This is a genomic window from Novosphingobium sp. BL-A-41-Hi4A-0G (genome assembly GCF_055521735.1).
Map to the genome: position 1 here is coordinate 1668481 of NZ_CM145501.1, position 22024 is coordinate 1690504.

21 protein-coding genes are annotated in these 22024 nt (G+C 66.2%); 14 read left to right on the plus strand and 7 right to left on the minus strand.

All coding sequences use genetic code 11. The annotated features are described in order from the left end of the window. Positions 1 to 3 precede the first annotated feature (3 nt). Genes ACZ1JX_RS08080 through ACZ1JX_RS08110 form a run of 7 tightly spaced genes read left to right on the plus strand, consistent with a single transcriptional unit; the run spans position 4 to position 6886 of the window. On the plus strand, positions 4 to 768 hold the full coding sequence (locus ACZ1JX_RS08080) for a crotonase/enoyl-CoA hydratase family protein (RefSeq protein WP_054121324.1): 765 nt from the start codon (positions 4 to 6) through the stop codon (positions 766 to 768). Further along, entirely contained in the window at positions 765 to 1625 is an 861-nt protein-coding gene (locus ACZ1JX_RS08085; protein ID WP_156309601.1) for a 3-hydroxyacyl-CoA dehydrogenase family protein, read from the plus strand. Before ACZ1JX_RS08080 ends, ACZ1JX_RS08085 begins: the two co-directional genes overlap by 4 nt. Before the next feature lie 27 nt (positions 1626 to 1652). Then, positions 1653 to 2831 carry an acyl-CoA dehydrogenase family protein gene (locus tag ACZ1JX_RS08090; protein ID WP_054121326.1) on the plus strand — a complete coding sequence of 393 codons (1179 nt, stop codon included), beginning with the start codon at positions 1653 to 1655 and terminating at the stop codon, positions 2829 to 2831. Between the two features lie 19 nt (positions 2832 to 2850). Continuing rightward, positions 2851 to 4371 (plus strand): long-chain-fatty-acid--CoA ligase, encoded by a 1521-nt coding sequence (locus ACZ1JX_RS08095; RefSeq protein WP_465126225.1) that lies wholly within the window; start codon positions 2851 to 2853, stop codon positions 4369 to 4371. Then, on the plus strand, positions 4368 to 5168 hold the full coding sequence (locus ACZ1JX_RS08100; protein WP_465126226.1) for an ester cyclase: 801 nt from the start codon (positions 4368 to 4370) through the stop codon (positions 5166 to 5168). Before ACZ1JX_RS08095 ends, ACZ1JX_RS08100 begins: the two co-directional genes overlap by 4 nt. Beyond that, positions 5165 to 6091, plus strand: a complete 927-nt coding sequence (kce, locus tag ACZ1JX_RS08105) for a 3,5-dioxohexanoate:acetyl-CoA acetone transferase (RefSeq protein ID WP_054121329.1) — start codon at positions 5165 to 5167, stop codon at positions 6089 to 6091. Before ACZ1JX_RS08100 ends, kce begins: the two co-directional genes overlap by 4 nt. 3 nt (positions 6092 to 6094) lie before the next feature. Continuing rightward, the gene (locus ACZ1JX_RS08110; protein ID WP_054121330.1) at positions 6095 to 6886 is read left to right on the plus strand and encodes a cyclase family protein; all 792 of its coding nucleotides are present in this window, start codon (positions 6095 to 6097) and stop codon (positions 6884 to 6886) included. Position 6887: 1 nt separating this feature from the next. On the opposite strand, the gene ACZ1JX_RS08115 is transcribed toward ACZ1JX_RS08110, so the two are convergent. Together ACZ1JX_RS08115 and ACZ1JX_RS08120 are read right to left on the minus strand one after the other, a co-directional pair. Further along, positions 6888 to 7556 carry a glutathione S-transferase N-terminal domain-containing protein gene (locus ACZ1JX_RS08115; protein ID WP_054121331.1) on the minus strand — a complete coding sequence of 223 codons (669 nt, stop codon included), beginning with the start codon at positions 7554 to 7556 and terminating at the stop codon, positions 6888 to 6890. A gap of 7 nt (positions 7557 to 7563) precedes the next feature. Then, the gene (locus tag ACZ1JX_RS08120) at positions 7564 to 8334 is read right to left on the minus strand and encodes an SDR family NAD(P)-dependent oxidoreductase (RefSeq protein WP_465126227.1); all 771 of its coding nucleotides are present in this window, start codon (positions 8332 to 8334) and stop codon (positions 7564 to 7566) included. A 138-nt stretch (positions 8335 to 8472) separates the two neighbouring features. Here ACZ1JX_RS08120 and ACZ1JX_RS08125 point away from each other — a divergent pair, with 138 nt between their 5' ends. The 7 genes from ACZ1JX_RS08125 to ACZ1JX_RS08155 are packed head-to-tail and all read left to right on the plus strand — an operon-like array spanning position 8473 to position 16444. Beyond that, entirely contained in the window at positions 8473 to 10098 is a 1626-nt protein-coding gene (locus ACZ1JX_RS08125) for a flavin-containing monooxygenase (RefSeq protein WP_465126228.1), read from the plus strand. Continuing rightward, positions 10061 to 11713 carry a class I adenylate-forming enzyme family protein gene (locus tag ACZ1JX_RS08130; protein WP_465126229.1) on the plus strand — a complete coding sequence of 551 codons (1653 nt, stop codon included), beginning with the start codon at positions 10061 to 10063 and terminating at the stop codon, positions 11711 to 11713. Before ACZ1JX_RS08125 ends, ACZ1JX_RS08130 begins: the two co-directional genes overlap by 38 nt. Beyond that, positions 11703 to 12584: a cyclase family protein gene (locus ACZ1JX_RS08135; RefSeq protein WP_465126230.1), complete on the plus strand. Its 882-nt coding sequence runs from the start codon at positions 11703 to 11705 to the stop codon at positions 12582 to 12584. Before ACZ1JX_RS08130 ends, ACZ1JX_RS08135 begins: the two co-directional genes overlap by 11 nt. Positions 12585 to 12588: 4 nt before the next feature. Further along, a complete protein-coding gene (locus ACZ1JX_RS08140) occupies positions 12589 to 13614 on the plus strand; it encodes a phosphotransferase family protein (protein ID WP_465126231.1) in 1026 nt (341 codons plus the stop codon). Continuing rightward, positions 13611 to 14078: a hypothetical protein gene (locus ACZ1JX_RS08145; protein ID WP_465126232.1), complete on the plus strand. Its 468-nt coding sequence runs from the start codon at positions 13611 to 13613 to the stop codon at positions 14076 to 14078. The genes ACZ1JX_RS08140 and ACZ1JX_RS08145 overlap by 4 nt, the downstream gene beginning before the upstream one ends. Before the next feature lie 4 nt (positions 14079 to 14082). Next, a complete protein-coding gene (locus ACZ1JX_RS08150; protein WP_054121337.1) occupies positions 14083 to 15210 on the plus strand; it encodes an Rv3169 family protein in 1128 nt (375 codons plus the stop codon). Between the two features lie 16 nt (positions 15211 to 15226). Next, positions 15227 to 16444, plus strand: coding sequence for an acetyl-CoA hydrolase/transferase C-terminal domain-containing protein (locus ACZ1JX_RS08155; RefSeq protein ID WP_156309603.1), 1218 nt, complete (start codon positions 15227 to 15229; stop codon positions 16442 to 16444). Between the two features lie 8 nt (positions 16445 to 16452). Here ACZ1JX_RS08155 and ACZ1JX_RS08160 read toward each other — a convergent pair whose 3' ends face one another. The 5 genes from ACZ1JX_RS08160 to ACZ1JX_RS08180 are packed head-to-tail and all read right to left on the minus strand — an operon-like array spanning position 16453 to position 21981. Beyond that, positions 16453 to 17097, minus strand: coding sequence for a TetR/AcrR family transcriptional regulator (locus ACZ1JX_RS08160; RefSeq protein ID WP_465126233.1), 645 nt, complete (start codon positions 17095 to 17097; stop codon positions 16453 to 16455). Continuing rightward, positions 17075 to 18373 (minus strand): flavin-containing monooxygenase, encoded by a 1299-nt coding sequence (locus ACZ1JX_RS08165; protein ID WP_054121340.1) that lies wholly within the window; start codon positions 18371 to 18373, stop codon positions 17075 to 17077. Before ACZ1JX_RS08165 ends, ACZ1JX_RS08160 begins: the two co-directional genes overlap by 23 nt. After that, the gene (locus ACZ1JX_RS08170) at positions 18370 to 19290 is read right to left on the minus strand and encodes an alpha/beta hydrolase (RefSeq protein ID WP_054121341.1); all 921 of its coding nucleotides are present in this window, start codon (positions 19288 to 19290) and stop codon (positions 18370 to 18372) included. The genes ACZ1JX_RS08165 and ACZ1JX_RS08170 overlap by 4 nt, the downstream gene beginning before the upstream one ends. Before the next feature lies 1 nt (position 19291). After that, positions 19292 to 20887 (minus strand): flavin-containing monooxygenase, encoded by a 1596-nt coding sequence (locus tag ACZ1JX_RS08175; protein WP_465126234.1) that lies wholly within the window; start codon positions 20885 to 20887, stop codon positions 19292 to 19294. After that, complete coding sequence (locus ACZ1JX_RS08180) at positions 20884 to 21981, minus strand: CaiB/BaiF CoA transferase family protein (protein WP_082364531.1); 1098 nt, start codon at positions 21979 to 21981, stop codon at positions 20884 to 20886. Before ACZ1JX_RS08180 ends, ACZ1JX_RS08175 begins: the two co-directional genes overlap by 4 nt. Positions 21982 to 22024: the final 43 nt, after the last annotated feature.

Here is a 22024-nt window from a genome sequence, read left to right on the forward strand (position 1 = left end):
GCCATGGACAGCCCCGTTCAGATCGAGCAGCACGGCGCGGTCCTCGTTATCGCGATCAACCGCCCGCAGCAGCGCAATGCGGTGACCCATGCGGTCTCGCTCGCCATCGCGGGCGCGCTCGACCAGCTCGATGCCGATCCGGACTTGCGCGTGGGCGTGATCACCGGGCGCGGCAGCTCGTTTTGCGCGGGCATGGATCTCAAGGCCTTTGCCGATGGCGAACGGCCCGAGCTGGAAGGCCGGGGCTTTGCCGGGATCACCGAAGCGCCGCCGAAAAAGCCTGTCATCGCCGCCGTCGAAGGCTTTGCACTGGCGGGCGGGTGCGAACTGGCGCTGGCCTGCGACATGATCGTGGCCGCTGAAACCGCGTGGTTCGGCCTCCCCGAAGTGGCGCGCGGCCTTGTCGCGGGTTCGGGCGGGCTGGTGCGGCTGCCGCGCCGCATTCCCGAGGCGATTGCGCTGGAATATGCGCTGACCGGCGCGCGCATGGATGCTGCCACGGCGCACCGCTGGGGCCTCGTCAATCGGATCACCCCCGAAGGCGGCGCGCTCGATGGCGCACTGGCGCTCGCAGAAGCCATCACCGCCAACGCGCCGCTCAGCACGGCGATGACCAAGCGCATCATCCGCGAATCGCGCGAGTGGCCCGAAGCCGAGATCTGGGACCGCCAGCGCCCGCTCGTCGACGGCGTGCTGGCCTCTGACGACGCAGCCGAGGGCGCGCGCGCCTTTGCCGAAAAACGCCCCGCACAATGGACCGGACGATGAACGAAGCTTTGGCAAACCAGCAGATCGCCGTGGTCGGCGGCGGCACGATGGGCGTCGGGATCGTCTATGTCAGCGCCATGGCCGGCGCGCATGTCACGGTCGTCGAACCCGATGATGCGCGCGCGGCGGGACTGCGCGACACGATCAGCAAGACCGCCGCTTCCGCCATCACGCGCGGCAAGCTCGATCCGGCAGGCGCGGCCGCGCTCGAAAGCCGGATCACGCGGATTGCCAATGTGGATGCGCTGCCGGAGGGCCTCGATCTCGTGATCGAGACCGTGCCCGAACGGCTGGAGCTGAAGCTCGACATTCTGGCGCGGATTGCTCGCCGCGCGCCCAGGCTCATCGGCAGCAACACCAGCGCGATGTCGATCGACCGGCTGGCGCAGGCCCTGCCCGATCCGGGCATCTTCCTCGGCATGCATTTCTTCAATCCGGTCTGGTCGATCCATCTGGTCGAACTGGTCGAAGGCGCGAAGACCCTGCCCGAGACGCTTGAAGCGGCCCGTGCCTATGTGACCGCCATCGGCAAGCAATCGCTGACCGTGCGCGATGTGCCCGGTTTTGCCACCAGCCGGCTCGATCTGATCGCCAGCCTCGAGGCCATGCGCATGCTCGAATCGGGTGTCGCTTCAGCCGAGGATATCGATCGGGCAGCCGTGGTTGCCTATCGCCACCCGGTCGGCCCGCTGCGGCTCAGCGACATCGTCGGCATCGACGTCCGGCTCGATATCGCGCGCACGCTGGAGGCCGCGCACGGGCCGCGCTTCGCGCCGCCGCAGATCCTCATCGACATGGTCGCCGCAGGCAAACTCGGCGCCAAATCGGGCCAGGGCTTCTTCACCTGGCCGCAGTAAACCATTCTAGTACCTGGAGCATTTCCAATGTCGTCTGATCTTTTCCAAACAACCTTGTGCGATACCGCAGACCATCATCGCGATCTGCGCGACAGCGTCAGCAAACTCGTCGGCAAGTTTGGCCGGAAGTATTTCCAGGACGTCGTCAACAAGGGCGAGCAGCCTGAAGCACTGTGGTCGGCGCTGGGCGAGGCCGGGTTTCTTGGGGTCCACGTGTCCGAAGCCTACGGCGGCGGCGGCGGCGGTCTTGCCGAACTGAACATCTGCATCGAGGAAACCGCGGCGCACGGCTGCCCGATCCTGTCGATGGTCATCTCCTCGATCACCGCGCCGATCATCGCGGGCTGCGGAAGTGAGGCACTGAAGCAGGAATGGCTGCCCGGCATCGCCAGCGGCAAGCGCAAGATGTGCTTCGCGATCACCGAACCCAACGCCGGTTCGAACACGCACAAGGTGACGACCCATGCCGTGCGCAAAGGCAACGGCTGGGTGATCAACGGCGCCAAGTACTGGACCTCGGACATCGACCAGTCCGATGCCGTCATGGTCGTGGCGCGTGACGGCGTGCCGGTGACCGATGGCTCGAAGCAGGGCCTTTCGCTGTTCATCGTGCCCACCAGCACGCCGGGCATTTCGATGACCCGCATCGACGCCGCGCTGCGCACGTCCGAAAAGCAGTTCTCGGTATTCTTCGACAATGTCGAGATCCCCGGCGATGCCTTGATCGGACAGCCGGGCGCTGGCCTCAAGCAGGTGTTCTCCGGCCTCAATCCTGAACGCATCGCGGCTGCCGCGATCAACAACGGCATCTCGCGCTTCGCCATTTCGCAGGCCGCGCAATATGCCAAGGACCGCTCTGTGTGGAGCACGCCGATCGGCGCGCATCAGGGCGTGGCGCACCCGCTGGCCGAGGCCTATATCAACGTGCAGGCCGCGCGCCTGCTCAATGCCCGCGCCGCGCAGCTTTGCGACGGCGGGGAAGACGCCGCCGAAACCGCCAACATGGCCAAGTTCGCTGCCGCCGAAGCCTCGCTCAAGGCGCTCGATCAGGCCATCCAGGTCCACGGTGGCAACGGCCTTTCGAACGAGTATGGTCTGTCGGATCTGTGGTTCATCGCGCGCCTGCACCGCACCGCGCCGGTGAGCCGCGAGATGATCCTCAACTATGTCTCGACGCACAGCCTGGGCTTGCCGAAGAGCTACTGACGAAAAGCTGCCGATCCCCGTGGAAACCAACCTGCTGACCCTGCTGCGCCGGCATGCCGCGCAAGCCCCCGATGCCCCGTGCCTGACATGCGGGGACGAGACGCAGAGATTCGCCACATTTGACGCGCGGGCCAGCCGGGTGGCAAACGCGCTGGCGGCGCAGGGCGTGCAGGCTGGCGACCGCGTCGCGATCATCGCGCGCAACGGGACGGCGCAGTTCGAGCTGTTCTTCGGCTGCGCCAAGGCGGGGGCGATCTGCCTGCCGATCAACTGGCGGCTGGCCCCGCGCGAGATTGCGGGCATTCTGGGCGACAGCACGCCTGCGCTGCTGATCGTCGAGGAAACCTTGCAGGGCCTGCTGGCTGAAACGCCATCGCCGCCCGCCACGATCCTGCTTGCAGACTATCCCACATGGCGCGATGCCGCCAGCAGCGCGGATCCGGGCACCCTGCCGACGCCAGATAGCCCGCTGCTGATCCTCTATACCTCCGGCACGACCGGCCTGCCCAAGGGCGTGGTGCTCAGCCACCGCAACCTCTCGTTTCTGGCGCGGATGGCCCACGAATTGTGGGACATGACGGGCGGCAGCGTCAATCTGGTGGCCAGCCCGCTCTTCCATATCGGGGGGATCGGCTATGGCCTGACCGCGCTGAGCCAGGGCGGCCACACCGTGCTGATGCAGCAGGTCGTGCCGACCGAAATCGTCGCGGCGATAGCAACCTACCGCGTCACCCACGGCTTCTTTGTGCCCACCGTGATCCAGATGCTGCTCGAAGTGCCGGGCGTGGCCGGGATGGACATATCGAGCATCAACCGCATCGTCTATGGCGGCGCGCCGATTGGCGAGGCCGTGCTCAAGCGCGCGATCGCGGTGCTCGGCTGCGGCTTCATGAACACCTACGGCATGACCGAAACCGCCGGTACGGTGATCATGATGCCCCCTGAGGACCATGATCCGGGCGGGCCGCTTGCGCACCGGCTCCGGTCCTGCGGGCGGCCGATGCCGTGGAATGAGTTTGCGCTGGTCAATCCGGCGACAGGCGAGCCGGTGGCGACAGGCGAGGTTGGCGAGATCCGCATCCGATCCGAGGCGATCATGCTCGGCTACTGGAACAAGCCTGCGGAAACCGCGAAGACGATCACGACAGATGGCTGGATGTGCACCGGCGACGCCGCCTGGCAGGATGCCGACGGCTACATCTACATCCACGACCGCTTCAAGGACATGATCGTCTCCGGCGGGGAGAACATCTACCCGACCGAGATCGAGAACGTGCTCTACGATCACCCGGCAGTGGCGGCGGTAGCGGTCATCGGCGTGCCGCATGAACGCTGGGGCGAGACGCCCAAGGCCTTCGTCGTTGCGCGGGCGGGCACTTCGCCGAGTGAGGCGGAGCTCATCGCGTTCACCCGCGCCCGCCTCGCGCACTACAAGTGCCCGACCGCCATCGCGTTCGTGGCGGCGCTGCCGCAAAACGCCTCGGGCAAGATCCTCAAGAAAGAGATGCGCGATCCGCGCTGGCTGGAAGAACAAGCATGACCCTCAGTCCCTCCGCGCGTCTGCTGCGCGGCTTTGCCGTCGATTTCCTCACCTGCCACAATGTCGCGGCGGTCGAGATGATCATGGAGCCCGACTACGCGCTCAGCATCGGCGGGTTCCTGCTGGCTGGCCGCGACAATACCTATTTGCCGGCGACGGCCGCGCAGCTCGACCAGTTTCCCGGGCTCTGCGTCACCGTCCACGATACGGTGATCGGCCCCGATGCGGTGGCGATGCGCTTTACCGAGCATGGCGCGTCGATCCGCCATGGCGGGCGGCTTTCGACCTGGGGCGGGGTCACGCTGTTCCGCATCAAGAACGGGCGGTTGCACCGGGGCTGGGCCGAGGAAGACTACTACGCCCGCAAGCGCCAGCTTGCCGGCAGCACGTGCGATCAGATCCGCGCGCCGCACCCCGCGCCGTGGGACGCGCCGTGCGAGGCACCCGATGCGGCGGTGGAAGCCCTTGCCGAGGCGTGGCTGACGACCCCCGCCAACTGGACGAACAGCGCCATGATCGACGAGATCAGCGCCGAAGGCCCGCGCTTTGCCGATCTGGTCGCCATCGAAGCCATCACTGTCGACCAGCTCTTCTCCGCCGGGCCGCGCGGGGCCTTTCACCTCACCTGCACCGGCACCTATCGCGGCGGGTTCGACGATATCGATGCCGCGCAGATCGGCCAGCCGGTGACTCTCGCGCTGGCAGGCCTGTTCGATACGCAAGGAGACCAGATCGTGCACGTTCAAGTCACCGCCGACCGGCTCGGCCTCAACCGCGCACTGATGCCGCCGCGATGAGCAAGGTCATCATCACGTGCGCCGTAACCGGCGGCGCGCACACCCCGACGATGTCGGACGCCCTGCCCTGCACGCCGTCCGAAATCGCCGAGCAGTCCATCGCGGCGGCGGAGGCGGGCGCGGCCATCCTGCACCTTCACGCGCGCAATCCCGCCAATGGCCAGCCGACCGGCGACCCGGCGATCTACGCGCAGTTCCTCTCGGTCATCAAGCAGCAGACCGATGCCGTGGTGAACATCACCACCGGTGGTTCCGCCACGATGCCGCTGGCCGAGCGGCTGAAGGCAGCGGTGCAGTTCAAGCCCGAGATGTGCTCGCTCAACATGGGCTCGATGAACTTCGCGTTCTTCGGCGCGGCGGCGCGCATCTCCGAATGGAAGCACGATTGGGAGGAGCCCTATATCACCGGCTCCGACGACTTCATCTTCCGCAACACTTTCCGCGATATAGCCGCGATCCTTGAAGTGATGGGCGAGGCCGGCACCAAGTTCGAGCACGAATGCTATGATGTCAGCCACCTCTACAACCTCGCGCATTTCGTGGACCGGGGCCTGGTGAAGCCGCCGTTCTTCATCCAGATGATCTTCGGGATTCTGGGCGGCATCGGCCCCGATCTCGAAAACCTGATGTTCATGAAATCCACCGCCGATCGGCTGTTCGGCCGCGACAACTTCCAGTGGTCGGTGCTCGCCGCCGGGCGCCACCAGATGCCGTTCCTGACGCAGGCCGCGCTGATGGGCGGCAATGTCCGGGTAGGACTGGAGGACAGTCTGTTCATCGAACGCGGAGTACTGGCCGCCTCGAACGCGCAGCAGGTGGAAAAGATCGTGCGGATCATCCGCGAGATGGGCCATGAACCGGCCACGCCCTCCGAAGCCCGCGCGATGCTGGGCCTCAAGGGCGGCGACAGGGTGGAGTTCTAGGGCATGGCACGCACGATTGTAGACCTCTCGATCTACCTCGAAAACGACGTGATTTCCGATCCGCCGCCCTACCGGCCGAAGATCGACTATATCGACCACAAGACCTCGATCCCCGATCTGGTCGGCTTCTTTCCCGGCCTGCAGCCCGAAGACCTGCCCGATGGCGAGGCATGGGCGATCGAGAAGATCGAGCTCATCACGCACAACGGCACGCACCTCGATGCGCCCTACCACTTCGCCTCCACGATGAATGGCAATTTGAAGGATGGGGGCGAGCGCGCGATCACCATCGACGAAGTGCCGCTCGACTGGTGCTTCCAGCCCGGCGTGAAGCTGGATTTCACCGCCCTGCCCGATGGTTATGTGGTGACGGCCGCCGATGTCGAGGCCGAACTGGCGCGCATCGGCCACACGCTGTCGCCGCTCGAAATCGTCGTGGTCAACACGGCTGCGGGCAAGCGCTACGGGCAGGACGACTATGTCACAGCGGGCTGCGGCATGGGCTACGATGCCACGATGTACCTGCTCGAACGCGGCGTGCGGCTGACCGGCACCGACGGCTGGAGCTGGGACGCGCCGTTCGTCCACACGCGCGAGGCCTATGAGGCGACAGGCAACGCGGGGCTCATTTGGGAAGGCCACAAGGCAGGCCGCGATATCGGCTACTGCCACCTCGAAAAGCTGCACAATCTCGAAGTGCTGCCCCCCACCGGCTTCACCATCGCCTGCTTCCCGATGAAGATCCGCGCCGCCTCGGCCGGGTGGACGAGGGCGGTGGCGATCTTCGAGGACTAGTTCAGACGATCTTCTCCTTCAGCGCGAACATCACCGGAGCCGTCGCGCGCACCGAGGGGCGGTCGCGGTGGAAGGCCTCGAACCGCGCGAGATTGGGGTAAAGCTCGTGCCAGGGCGCCATGTCCGGCGCGTAGGCCTGCCAGAGCGGGATCATGCCGGTCTCGATCACGATATCCTGATTGCCGAGCAGCGCGATCACCGCGATGTCGGCCAGCCCGAAGCGGTCTCCGACAATGTAGTCGCGCGCGCCCACCCGGCGATTGAGTTCGGTCAGCCCGCCCTTGACCTTGCGCAACTGCCGCTGGGCCCATTCCGCGCTGGGCTGGGGCCGCTGCATTTCCCAGAACAGCAGCACGGTCGCATCGAGCACGCCTTCGGCGATCACCTGCACCTGCTTGGCCTCCAACGCCGCCTCGGGCGCATCGGGCAGCATCGGCGGCGTGGGATAACGCCACTCGATCCATTCCATGATGTGCGAGGATTCGAACACCGGGTCCGCATCATCGGGGATCAGCACCGGCAGCTGCTCCAGCGGGTTGTAGCGCGATGTCTGGGTGTCGGCGTGCCAGGGCACCTCGTTTTGCAGGGTGAAGGGCACGCCCTTTTCCATGAGGGCGATGCGCACCTTGCGCGCAAACGGGCTGGGTGTGGCGCTGATCAGGATCATCATGGGTTCCTTAGTTCATCCAGTGTCCACCGGTGACGTTGATCGCCTGTCCGGTCATGTAGGCGGCGCGGTCCGAAGCCAGGAAGGCGACGAGTTCGGCAATTTCACCGGGGGTTCCGGCGCGGCGCAGCGGGATCGCCTGAACCCGTGTGGCGACATCCGGCAGACCCTGCGCGCGGTTCATTTCCTCGGCTTCCGCGCGCATTTCGGTATCGACGATGATGCCCGGGCACACCGCGTTGATGCGGATGCCCGAACTGCCAAATTCGCCCGCAAGGCTTTGCGTCAGGTTGATGATCGCCGCCTTGGTGGCACCGTAAGCGGCGTGGTTGGGCACGCCCTTCTTGCCGGTCCACGATGAGACGTTGACGATGGCTCCGCTGCGGCGCGCCACCATGGCGGGCAGCACCGCCTGCGAGCAATGAAACACCCCGTCGAGATTGATTGCGAACATGCGCCGCCAATCCTCCTCGCTCACATCGAGGAACGCAGCCGTGCGCAGGATCCCGGCGTTGTTCACGAGGACATCCACTGGGCCCAGTTCGTTCATGATTGTCTCAAGCCCGCGAATCACATCGGCGCGGCTTGAAACGTCACCAGTGACGACCACGGCCCGCTGCCCAAGTGCGGTGATCACCTCGGCCGTGGCGGCGGCACTTGCGGCATTCGTATCGAACAGGCCGACATTCGCGCCGTTCATCGCCAACCGCAGCGCAATGGCCCGGCCAATGCCCGCACCCGCCCCGGTCACCAGCGCCACCTTGTCTTTCAGATCATCCATGCCCATCACCTTACCAGTTGGTATTGATTTAATCCAACGGGTTTTCTATGTTTCAACATATGCGTTGATTCGACCTTGTGTCGAGCGCAAAATGCGGCCCAAGCAGCGCCGGAAGAATTGATGAAAGGGATCTCACTGATGTCCGAGCCTGCCAGCGCCGCGATCAAGGCAGACTACGATGCCGTCGTGGTGGGGGCAGGCTTTGCCGGGCTCTACATGATCCACAAGCTGCGCAGCCTCGGCCTTTCGGTCCTTGCCTTCGAAGCGGGCAGCGGGGTCGGCGGCACGTGGTTCTGGAACCGCTACCCCGGCGCGCGCTGCGACGTTTACAGCCTCGAGTATTCCTACTCGTTCGACGAGGCGCTGCAGCGCGAATGGGTCTGGACCGAACGCTATCCCGCGCAGGCCGAAATCCTGCGCTATATCGAGCACGTGGCCGACCGGTTCGACCTGCGCCGCGACATCCGCTTCAACACCCGTGTTGCTTCGGCGCACTACAACGCGCCCGCAAACCTCTGGCGCGTTGAAACGGAAACCGGCGAGGCCGTCACCGCGCGCTTCTGCATCATGGCCTCAGGCGCGCTCTCCGCCCCGCGCAAGCCCGATTTTGCAGGCCTCGATGACTTTGCCGGCACCTGGTATCACACCGGTCACTGGCCGCACGAGCCGGTCGATTTCACCGGCCAGACCGTTGCCGTGATCGGTACGGGGTCCTCGGGCATCCAGGTCACGCCGATGGTCGCGCAGCAGGCCAAGCGCCTGTTCGTATTCCAGCGCACGCCCAATTTCAGCATTCCGGCCTGGAACCACCCGCTGCCTGATCACGTGCAGGATGCCTGGAAGCGCGATGCAGCGCAGCTGCGGGCCAAGGCCAAGGCGACCAAATCAGGCGCGCTCTACGAATATGGCCAGCGCGGCGCGTTTGAGGTGAGCGAGGAGGAACGCCAGCGCGAGTTCGATGCGCGCTGGGCGCGCGGCGGTGCCAATTTCACTCATGCCTTCAACGACCTGTTCAAGGACCGGGCCGCCAACGATCTCGCGGCGGACTATGTGCGCGGCAAAATCCGGGAGATCGTGAAAGACCCGGCCATCGCAGCGAAGCTCACCCCCACCGACCATGCCATCGGCACCAAGCGCATCTGCGTCGACACCGACTATTACGCCACGTTCAACCGCGAAAACGTGACGCTGGTCGATGCGCGCGAAACCCCGATCACCCGCATCACTCAGGCGGGGATCGAAACCTCCGGCGGCCACTACGCGGTGGACAGCATCGTGTTTGCAACCGGCTATGATGCGGTGACCGGCGCGCTCACCCGCATCGACATTCGCGGGCGCGGCGGCGTCTCGCTGGCCGAGAAGTGGCAGGACGGGCCCAAGACCTATCTTGGCCTGATGGTCGCGGGTTTTCCCAACCTGTTCACGATCACCGGCCCCGGCAGCCCCTCGATCCTGACCAATGTGGTCATGGCGATCGAGCAGCATGTCGAATGGGTCGGCGATTGCCTGACCTACATGGCCCGCAACGCCGCCACGACCATCGAGGCCGAGCCCAAGGCCGAAGAAGACTGGGTGAACCACGTGCGCGAGGTGGCCGAGGCGACGCTGCATGTGCAGGCCAACAGCTGGTATATGGGCGCCAACATCCCCGGCAAGCCGCGCGTGATGCTGCCCTATGTCGGCGGGCTGGGCGTCTACACCGGCATCTGCAACGACATTGCAGCCGATGGCTATCGCGGCTTTGCCATGGCGCGCGCGGGCTGACATGCAACCGCCGCTCAGCCGTACTTTCCCGGAGCTCCTGCGCGAACTGGCGGCCACAGCGCCGCAGCGGTGTGCGGTCATCGATGGCGACGTGACGGTCACTTATGCCGCGCTGGCGCAGCGCGCGCTTGCGGTGACGAACGCACTCAAGGCCGCAGGCGTTCAGCGCGGCGACCGAGTCGGTGTGCTCCTGTCGAACCGGATCGAATGGCTGGAAATCTTTATCGGCGCGAGCGCGGCGGGCGCAGTCGCCGTGCCGATCAGCACGTGGTCCAAGCCGGCCGAACTGGAGTTCATTCTGAACGACGGCGGTGTCTCGGTGCTGTTCGCGATGCCATCGTCCGGCAAGGAAGATTTCTTCGCGGCGCTCCACACGCTGGTGCCGGAGGCTTTCGAGCAGGAGGAATGGGTCAGCGCGCGCCTGCCCGCGCTGCGCCTGCTTGTTGCCATGGCCCCCACCGCGCCCGGCGCGGGATGGCGCACCTTTGGTGGGTTCTGCACCGCCAAGTCCGCTCTGCCGCCCGGCGATGGGCCGGATCCGGCGGACGACGCGCTCATCCTCTACACCTCGGGCTCGACCAGCAAACCCAAGGCCGTCCGTCTCGCGCACGGCGCGCTGATCGAAAACGGTTTCAACATCGGCGAGCGCATGGGCCTCGGGCCGGACGACCGGGTGTTTGTCCCGGTCCCGCTGTTCTGGGCCTATGGCTCGGCCAATGCGCTCCCCGCCGCCATGAGCCACGGCGCGGCGATCATCCTGCAGGACCGGTTCGAGCCGGGCGGCGCGCTGGCGCTGATCGAGCAGCACCAGTGCACGGCGATCTACACTTTGCCGACCATGACCACCGCCCTGGTCGCGCACCCGGACTTTGCCCCGGCCCGCACCGCGAGCCTCAGGACCGGGCTCACCATCGGCAGCCCGCAAGATGTGATCGCGGCGGCCGCGGCGCTGGGCGCGGCGCATATCTGCAACGTCTACGGATCGAGCGAGACCTGCGGCAACTGCTGCGTCACGCCGTGGGATTGGCCGCTGGAGCGCCGCGCTGCCTGCCAGGGCCCGCCGCTGCCCGGTGTCAGCCTGCGCTTCATCGACGCCGACACCGGCGTTGAGGCCGCGCCCGGCCAGCCCGGGCTGATCGAGGTGACCGGCTATCTGATGGCGGGCTATGGCGGCCAGAGCGCCAGCCACAACGCGGCGGCCTTCACGGACGACGGGTGGTACCGCACCGGCGATCTTGGCCAGCTGAGCGAGACCGGAGACCTCGTCTTCCTTGGCCGCGCGACCGAGATGATCAAGCGCGCCGGGATCAATGTCTCCCCCGCCGAAGTCGAGGACGTGCTGCTGCAGCATCCGGCTGTTGCGCAAGTCTCCGTGGTCGGCGCGCCCGACGCCGCGCGCGGCGAGATCATCGTGGCATTCGTGGTTTCAGCCCAGCCCGTAACCGAAGCGGAAATCATCGCGCACGCCCGCGCGCTTGCCTCCACTTACAAGGTGCCCGACCGGATCGTGTTCCGCCGCGATCTTCCCGCCACCTCTACCGGAAAGCTGCAGCGCCAGCCGCTCAAGGCAGAAGCTGCCGCATTGACCATGAAGGACACAGCCCATGTCGCGTGATGCCTGGGGCCGCTGGGGCGAGGCCGACGAAGTCGGCGCGCTCAATCTCGTCGGCACGCGGCAAGTGCTGGCGGCCACCGGCCTTGTCCGGCAGGGCCGGGTCGTCAGCCTTGCGCAGCCGCTGTCGAAGAAGACCCCGGTCCCGAGCAACCGCACCGGTCTCCTCCATTTCATGGACCGCGACGGCGGGGATTATGCGGCAGGCGCACGCGTTGCCAACGGCTTCCAGTTTGCCGACGACAGCGTGGTCATGCCGCTCCACATCGGCACGCACATCGATGCGCTCTGCCACGTGTGGACCGAGGACCAGCTCTACAATGGCCACCCCGGCTCGGGCACCAACAGCACGCACGGCGCGAAGAAATGCGGCGTCGAAAAGCTGCCGCCCATCGTCACGCGCGGGCTGCTGCTGGATGTGGCGGCGCTGCACGATGCGCCGCTGCCGTTCGGCTATTCGATCGGCGTGGATGAACTGAAGGCCGCGGCCAGCCGCGCCGGGGTGGAGCCCGCGAGCGGCGATGCCGTGCTGGTCCGCACCGGTTGGCTGGAAAATCAGGCAGGCAAGCCTGCACATACTGTCGATTTCAACGAGGAACCGGGCATCGACGTCGCGGCCGCGCTGTGGCTGGCCGAGGCCGGCGTCGCGCTCGTCGGCGCGGACAACTATGCGATCGAGGCAATGCCGTTTCCCGCAGGCACGACCTTCCCCGTCCACCAGCGCCTCATCCGCGATTATGGCATCCCGCTGCTTGAGGGGCTGGTGCTGCAGGACTTCGCCGCGCTTGGCGTGCCCGAGTTCCTGTTCGTGGCCGCGCCGCTGCCGATCGTCGGCGGCACCGGCAGCCCGATCACCCCGCTGGCGATCTATTGAACCCATGGCATCGGACGCTCCTGAGACGGACACGACTGCAAGGCAGGTGGCCGATGGGCTGGCGCAGCTTGTGCGGCATGCCATCCCGTCGGCCCGCGATATCGCCTTCACCGGGCTCACCCGCTCCGCTGGCGGCCTCAGCCGCGAGAACTGGTCGTTCGACGCCAGCTGGACCGATGTCCAAGGACCCCACGCCCACCGCCTCATGCTGATGCGCGATGCCAGCGGCACGCTGCTCAAGACCGAGCGCCGCCGTGAATTCGATGTGCTGAAGGCGCTTGAAGGCAGCGCTGTGGCAGCACCGGCAGTGTTCTGGATGGATCCCGATGGGCAGTTCCTTGGCGCGCCCTCGCTGGTGATGGAGCGCGTTGCAGGCAGCTGCGACTACATGGTGCTGAATGGCGCGCGGCCGCTGGAAGAGCGGCTGGAGCTTGCCCACGCCTTCCTGCAGTTGCTTGTCGATATTCAGGCCGCCGATTGGCAGGCGCGCGGCCTTGGGCCAAGCCTGGGCGTGCCGGAAGGCTCGCCAGCCGAGATCGCGCTCGATGAATGGGAGGCGGAGTATCGCCGTGTGCAGATCGAACCCCATCCGGAGCTGGACTACGTGCTAGCGTGGATGCGCCGCACGGCCCCGCTGGCCCAAGCCATTGTCCTCGTCCACGGCGATTTCAAGCCGGGCAACGCGCTGATCGAAGGGACGCGGATCACCGCCAAGCTCGATTGGGAAACCGCGCATCTGGGCGATCCGCTCGAAGACCTCGGCTGGATCACCAATCCCGTGCGGCGGCGCGAGCACCAGATCCCCGGCCACTGGGAACGGGCGCAGATCGTCGAGGCCTATACCCGCCTGACCGGCCGCGCAGTGGATGACGCGGCGCTCGCCTGGTGGAACGTGTTCTCGTGCTGGAAGCTTTCGGTCATCCAGCTGACGGCGGTGAACGAGTTCGTCTCGGGCCGCTACAACCGCGTGTTCCAGACCCCTTCGTGGCTGTTTCGCCCCATGCTGCAGATGATGGAGCGCGCGGCATGAGGCCATCGGTCGAAGAGCAGCTGCTCGGCACGTGCCGCATTCTCGAAACCGTCGTCGCGCCCGCCGTGGCCGAGCCTTTCGCGCGCACCATTCTGGACAACCTGATCGCGAACCTGCGCATGGTGACCGAGGCCCTGCCCGCCGTGCCGGGCTTCCTGCGCTGGGACAACGCGGCGACGCAGGACCTGCTGCACAAACTGCGCGGCGCGGTGCCGCCGGAGCTGGCCGGGCGCATCGACGCCGCTGTGAGCGCCCCCGATCCGGACGGCGATGACAGCGCCGCCCAGACCGTGCGCAACGGGGTGCTGCGCGCCCTGTTCGCGGAGGCCGCCTGCACGGCGGACCTCGCCGCCGAACTGCACAGAGCCATTCAGGACCACATGATCGCCCGCGCCTCGCGCGTGCCCATGCGCTATGTGCCGACCGCCCCTTCGCCTGCCCCCACGCCCACCTTGAGACCGTAAACCCATGCTCACCGCGCTCGACGATACGCTCTGGCACCAGTTGCCGACCACATTCGATCACGTCTGGACCAGCGACCCCCGGTTCTTCGACCGCTACTGGTTCGCGATCTATTCGGGTGACGGACGGGTCGCGATCCAGATCACGATGGGCGCCTATCGCAACATGAACGTGCTCGATGCCGGGGCGGTGATGATAGTCGATGGCAAGCAGTACAACCTGCGTGTGTCGCGCTCGCTCAATGGCAGCGTCGAGACCGTCTGCGGCCCGATCCGCATCACGCCCATCGAGGCCCTGCAGACGCTCGACATCGTGATCGAGCCCAGCGAGGGCGTGCTCCACGGCCGCATCCGCTGGGACGGCGTGGAGCCCGCTCACGAGGAGCATCCCCACTACACCCGCCTGCAGAGCCGCACGGTCGAGGACTACCGCCGCTTCGACCAGATCGGCGTGGCCAGCGGCTATCTGGAGGTTGACGGCCAGCGCATCGAGATCGACAAGTGGTGGTCCTGTCGTGACCATTCGTGGGGCGTGCGGCGCGGCATGGGTGTGCCGGAACCGGTCACCGGCCCCAAGCTGCCGCTCTCCGAGAAGGGCCACGTCATGGCCTTCCTGTTCTTCTCGACCACAGCGATGAGCGGCAGCCTGCTGTTCTCCGGTCGCGGTGACGATACGCCCTACACCACCGGCGTGCTCACCTTGCGCGAGACCGAGACGGCGCACGATGTGACTCATATCGCGCTTGAGGTTGATCTGCACGAAGGCACGCGCCGCTTCCGCCGCGCGGCTGTCGTGGCCCAGTTGGAAGGTGCCGGGGAACTGCGGCTGGAACTCGATGCGCAAGGCGCCTCCATCGCGATGCAGGGCATTGGCTACAGCGGCGGCTTCAACGACGGGCGCGGGCTTGGCGCGTGGCGCGGCGAAACCTGGCTCGAAACCGATGTGTGGGACGTCTCGCACCCGGCCAAGGTGATCCTGCCGGACGGCACCGAGAAGGTCCACTGGCACCGCATCCAGCCCGTCTCCATCGCGGCCAGCCTGAACGGGGAAACCAGCGAGGGCACCGGCAGCATGACGCTGACCATCGCAGGCCAGTTGCCCGCGCATCTGCAAGTCCAGTCCGCTTCCAGCTAGACCGCAGGAGAGCCGCTTGTCCGCATCCTTGCTTGCCGAAGTCCTGCGCCCCGGCGACCGCGTGGTCGTGGGTCAGGCGACAAGCGAGCCGATCGGGCTGATCGAGGACATGTTTGCCGCAGCGGCACACATCGCTGACGTGTCGGTCTTCTGCGGTTTCTCGCTGAACCCGGCATGGACGGGCACCGTGCCTGACGCGCTGCGGATCACGACCTATTGCGGGCTGGGCACGATGGGTGCGCTGACCCGGCATGGGCGCGCGAAGATCATCCCCTTTGCGATGTCGCAGCTGAGCGCCGCGCTGGCCGCGCGCACCTTGCCGGTGGATGTGGTACTGCTGCAGGTCTCCCCCGCCGACGCCGATGGCTATCACAGCCTCGGCTTTGCCGCAGACTATGTGTGGGAAGCAGTACATCTGGCACGGGTCGTGGTGGTCGAGGTCAATGCGCGCGTTCCCATCACCCGCAATTCCTGCCGCGTCCATCGCAGCCAGATCGTGATCGCGCGGGAAAGCGATTGTCCGCTGCCGCAAGTGCAGCCCGAGCCTGCGGGCGAAGTGCAGACCCGCATCGCGCGCGAAGTGGCCAAACTCGTGCCCGATGGCGCAACCGTGCAGATCGGCATCGGCAAGCTTTCCGATGCGATTACCCATGCGCTGCGCGACCGGCGCGGGCTCAAGCTCCGCTCGGGCATGGTGGGGGACTGGTTCCCGGCATTGGTCGATGCCGGAGCCATCGACACCAGTGCGCCGGATGCCTGCCTCGCCTCGCTCGCCGTGGGCAGCGGCGCGCTGTACGATTGGCTGGGCCGCAGCGATCTGCTTGGTTTCGCGCTGCCCGAACGCCTGGTTGTGCCGATCCCCGGTTCCCCGTTCATGGCGATCAATTCCGGCATCGAGGTAGACCTGCGCGGACAGGTCAACGCCGAGTTTCTTGGCGACCGCTATGTCGGGGCGTCCAGCGGCCAGCCGGACTATTTCCGCGCCGCGCGCCGTTCGGCCGGCGGCCTCGCGATCCTCGCCTTGCCTTCAGCCAATGAGCGCGGCGACGTGAGCCGCATCGTTCCCCGCATCGCCAGCGGCTATGTCACCTCCTTGCAGAGCGATGTGGATGTGATCGTCACCGAACATGGCATCGCCGATATCCGCGCCACTGATTTCGAAGAGCGCAGCCGCCGTATCTTGAAGATTGCCGAACCGCGCCTGCGCAGCGGGCTGCTCCCGCCTACTTTGTAAGAGAAAGATCAGCGCTGACCGGCTGGCACAACCACGCCGGCCATCGCGAGGATCAGGCTTGCAACCTCATCGGCCAGCGCTTCCAGTGAAAGGCGGCCATGCGGGCGGTACCAGACATAGGCCCAGCTCACGAGCCCGCCGATCGACAGCGCCGCGACATCGGGGTCGTTCAGATGGAACTCGCCCGCATCGACCCCGGCTTGCAGCAGCGCCACCAATTTGCGGTCAAAATCCCGCCGAAGCACACTGAGCCGCTCGAAATCGGCGGGCTCCAGGCTCTTTTCCTCGCGCGTGAGGATCGCGATATAGCGCTGGTTGCTGAGCACGGCGGTGAGGAAGCCGCGCGAGAGCATCCTGAGCTTTTCGGTCGGCGACACGTTCGCCGCCAGCGCGGCCTCCATCGCGACGAGCGAGGCGCTGACCCCGCGTGTGCAGATATCGGCGAGCAGTTCGGCCTTCGATTTGAAATGGTTGTAGATGAACGGCTTGGTGACGCCCATGGACTCCGCGACAGCCTCGAGCGTCGTTTTCTCGTAGCCACGGTCGTAAAACAGCTGCGCCGCCGCCTCGACCGTGCGTTCGCGCTTCAGCGCTGTCACTTCATCCCGGATCGTCGCGAATTCAGCCATCTCAAACCGGTCGCTTAACGCCATTGGCGGCATAGTCCAGAGCCAGCCGCTTGCGATAGCGGCGCGGATCGAGTTCCAGCCCATAGCGCGGGCTATCGGGAAACTGGGTCTGCGCCCAGGCGCGTTCGGTCTCGATCGCCGCGAGCATGTCCTGCTCGCTCGGCCGCCGGATCGCGCCGGATGCCATGGCGGCGATATAGGCGGCCTGATCGTCCATCATGCGGATATTGCTGCCCCCGGTCACATCGAAGTAGCCGATGAAGAACAGCCCCGGCACGCTAGGATGCGCCACGCGGTTGTAGAGCGCGACATGGGTCGTCGCTTCCTCGACCGGCGAGATGGCTTCCGGCAGAAACGGAATGGCGGTGGTGTACCCCGTTGCAGCGATGATCGCATCGAACTGGTCCTCGCTGCCATCGCTGAACCGCACGGTCTTGCCGCTGACCGCCGTGATCCCCGGTTTCACCGTGATCCTGCCCCAGGCAATCTGCGAAATCAGCGTGGGATGGCTGATCGGGTGCGTCCGCGTCTTCGGCGTGCGGAAGCCCCACTGTTCCATGCGGCCATGGAACATCCGCGTCAGCGTGGTGCGGATCCAGACGCGCACCTTCCACGGCAGGAACGGCCGCTCCAGCTTCAGCAGCGTGCGCGAATTGGGTACTCCGAACATCATGCGCGGCATGATCAGCACCGGCGAGCGGGCGGAGAGGACCGTATGTGCGGTAACCGTGCAGATATCGGCCGCGATATCGACCCCGCTGTTGCCCGGCCCGATCACCAGCACGCGCTGGTCGGCATAGGGATCCGGCACGCGGTAGGCATGGGCGTGGGCGTAGTGCCCGGTAAAGCCATCAATCTGTGGCGGGTGGCGCGGCACGCTCTGGTGGCCGCTTGCGACCACGACCCCGTCGAAGGTCTCGGTGGTTCCGTCTTCCAGTTCGATGCGGAACGTGCCCTCCACCGGCGTGATCTGCTTCACGCGCGCCTTGAAGCGGATGCGGCGGGCCAGATCGAAATGATCGGCATAGCGCGCGAAATAGCGGCTCATTTCCGCATGATCGGGATAGAGCGGCGCACCATCGGGAAACGGAAAATCAGCCAGATTGCTGACCTTGGCTTCGGAATTGATGTGCAGCGACTTGTAGGCCGGGCTCATCCCGCTGTCGTTGTTGTAGACCCACAGCCCGCCGACCTGCGATCCTGCCTCGAACAGGGTCACCTCGATGCCCTGCGCGGTCAGATAGCGCGCCGCGCAGAGCCCGCCCGCGCCTGCGCCGACAATGGCGAAATGGCGGCTCATGCCTGCACCGCCAGCCAGGCACCGGCCGCCGCCATGGCTTCATCCGCGCGGTCCAGCGAACCGGCCATGCCCATGAAACCGTGGTTCATGTCGTCATAATGGACCAGCGTGGTATCCACCCCGGCGGCGGTCAGCCGCTCGGCAAAGGCTTTGCCCTCATCGCGCAGCAGATCGTATTCGGCGGTGATGACATAGGCGGGCGGCAGACCGGCGAGGTCCGGTGCGCGCAGCGGCGAGGCATGGGGATGCGCGCGGTCGGCCGGGTTGGTGATATAGAGGTCCCAGCCCCAGCGCATGGCATTGGCGGTCAGCCCGCAGTCCTCGCCGCGCTCGACATAGGAAACGGGCAGTGCGTCGGGATAGTCGGTCACCGGGTAGATCAGGAACTGCGCGGCAATCGCGGGGCCGCCCGCATCGCGCGCGCGCAGCGCGGTCACGATTGCCATCGTCGCCCCCGCGCTGTCGCCCGCCACGATAATACGCGCCGGATCGCCGCCAAAGCTGGCGGCGTGTTCGGCCACCCAACGCGTGGCCGCGAAGCTGTCGTCCGGTCCGGCAGGGAACGGGGCTTCGGGCGCGAGGCCGTAGTCGACCGAGACCACGACCGCACCTGATTGCAGGCAAAGGTGGCGGCACAGCACGTCGTGCGTATCGATGCTGCAGATCACGAAGGCGCTGCCGTGGAAGTAGGTGATCACCGCGTGGCCGTCTGCCAGATCGGGCCGATAGATGCGCACGCGGATTTCGCCGCGCGGGCCGGGGATCATGCGGTCTTCGACATGGGCCACATCCGGGCGCGGTGCCTTGGCGGTCAGCGCCTCGTAACTGGCGCGCAGCACGGCCGGCGCGACGCTCTCCATCGGCGGCATGCCGGCTGAGGCGTCGAGGATCGCCTGCAACTGGGGGTGTAAAGCCATGTCAGTCTCCACTCGTTATCCGAAAGCCGGCGTAGCCGCTGGCCGCAACTTCGTCGCAAATCGCCCGGTAGCGGCCGATGCCGCCAACAAAGGGCATGAAAACACGGGGTTTTCCGGGAATATTGGCCCCGAGATACCAGGAGTTCGCCTGCACGAAGAGCGTCTCAGCCGCTGCATCGTTGACCTGCTGGACCCACGCCGCTTCGGCCTCGGGTTCAGGCTCGATCCGCGTGGCACCGGCGCGGTCCAGATGCGCGATGCACGCCGCGATCCAATCGATGTGCTGTTCGATGCCGACGACCATATTGACCAGCACCGAGGGGCTGCCGGGGCCGGTCACGATGAACATGTTGGGGAAATCCGCCGTCATCAGGCCGAGATAATTGCGCGGACCATCGGCCCATCTGGCGCTCAGCGCCGCGCCACTGCGGCCGCGAATGTCGATCTGCGCCAAGGCACCGGTCAGCGCGTCATAGCCCGTGGCGCAGACGATCACATCGACCGGCAGCGCGGCGTCGGCAAGGTGGATGGCATACCCGCCGATCGCCGTGACGGGCCTCGCCTGCAGATCGATCAGCGTGACGTGGGGCCGGTTGAAGGTCTCGTAGTAGTCCGAGCCGACGCAGATGCGCTTGGCCCCCAGCGGATAGCCGCGCGGGCACAGCATTTCCGCTGTCTCCGGATCAGCAACCAGTTCGCGGATGCGGGCATGGACAAAGTCTGCGGCGGTCTGGTTGGCTGCCGGATCGGTCATGATATCGCTGAAGGCATGGACGAAGTTGACCCCGCCCAGCTCCCACCGGCTGCGATATTCCGCCTCGCGCGCCTCGGCACTGACGGACAGCGCCGGGGTCTGGCTGAAATCATAGAGCGTGCCGACCTGCCGCGCCTTCGCCCGGTATTCGCCGTGGGCTGCCTTCCATGCGCCCTGTTTCTCATCGCTCAGCGGCTGGTTGCGCGCTGGCACCACGAAGTTGGGCGTGCGCTGGAGGACGACCAGCCGCTCTGCCGAGCGGGCGATCTGCGGAATGGCCTGCACGCCCGACGATCCCGTGCCGATGACTGCGACGGACTTGCCGGCAAAGTCCACGCCGTCACGCGGCCATGCCCCGGTGTGCAGGACCTGCCCTGCGAACGTCTCGATCCCCGGAATATCCGGGAGGCGCGAGGCTGAGAGCGATCCGCTTGCCATGACGCAGAAGCGCGCGGTGACCGTATCGCCGCGATCCGTATGCACATGCCAGCGGTCCGCCGCCGGATCGAAATGCGCCGAGGTGACCCGCGTTCCGAACGCAATCAGCGGTCGCAAGGTGAACCGGTCGGCCACATGGTCGAGGTAGGCAAGGATCTCGCCCTGCTGCGCATAGCGCTCCGACCAGACCCATTCCTGCTGGAGCGGATCATCGAACGAATAGCTGTATTGCAGGCTTTCAACATCGCAGCGCGCGCCGGGATAGCGGTTCCAGTGCCACACCCCACCAACATCGTCAGCAGCCTCGAATGCGTGGACGGCAAACCCCAGCCCGCGCAGCTTGTGCAGCGCATAGAGCCCGGCGAACCCGGCGCCGACCACAACCACATCCAGTTCGCGCGTCATGCATCCGGTTCCCGGCGCAGCGGCGCACGCAGGGCGGTGCGCTGGCCGTTGAAGGTGGCGGGGAACAAGGTCTGCAGTGCGCCATCGCGGCGCTGGACGAGGCCGCGTGCACGCACCTGCTCTGATGAAAGTGCTTCGCCGAGATCGAGAACGGGCGAAAGGCAGCAATCCGCACTGGCGAACTGTGCCTCGATCTCGCTCAGGGTGCGGCCGGCAAAGAACGCGGTGACGTCTGCAATCAGGTTCGTCTGGGGCAGCGGATCACCCTGCCGCGCTGTCCAGTCCGGCCGATCTGCCGCCGCGCAGAAGTTGCGCCAGAAGCGGGGCTCGACCGGCCCCAGCATCACATGGCGCCCATCAGCTGTCGGGTAGATGTTGTAGTAGGCCGCCGCTCCGTTGAGGTAGGTCGATCCCCGCTTTGGCACGGTGCAGTTGGCGCCCCATTCGGCCACTTGCATCGCCTGCAGCGGCATCAGCGTATCGGCAAGGCCAAGCTCGATATGCGCCCCCTCACCCGTCCGCTGCCGCGCGTTGAGCGCACCGAGGATGGCAATCGCCGCATAGAGCGCGCCCGCGGTGTCCGCTATCGGCGGGTCGAAGAACACCGGCGCGTCGCGGCCATTGCGGTCCAGAATGCCGCTTTGCGCCAGATAGTTGCCATCATGGCCCGCCGCTTCGGCCAGCGGTCCCTCGGTGCCGTACCCGCTGATCGAGCAATAGATCAGCCCCGGATGGCGCGCCGCCAGCACGGCGTAATCAAACCCGAGCCGCGCCATGACACCGGGGCGGAAGCCCTCGATCAGCACATCGGCATCGGCCAGCAGGCCCTCCAGCGCACTGCGCCCGGATGCGGACTTGAGATCAAGCTGACGCAGCGATTTGCCTGCGTTGAGGCTGGCATAGAACACCGGCTCGCCAGCGGCATCACGCGGCCCCAGATCGCGCATCCCGTCGCCCGCTGGCGGCTCGATCTTCACCACTTCGGCACCCATGTCCGCCAGAATCTGGCTCGCGATCGGCCCTGAAATGTAGTGCGAAAGATCGAGGACTTTCACACCCGCCAGGAAGGAACCGACATCGCCCAAAGCGCTCACCCCAGCGGGACAAGCCCCCGCAGCTCTCTCAAGATTCTCATTG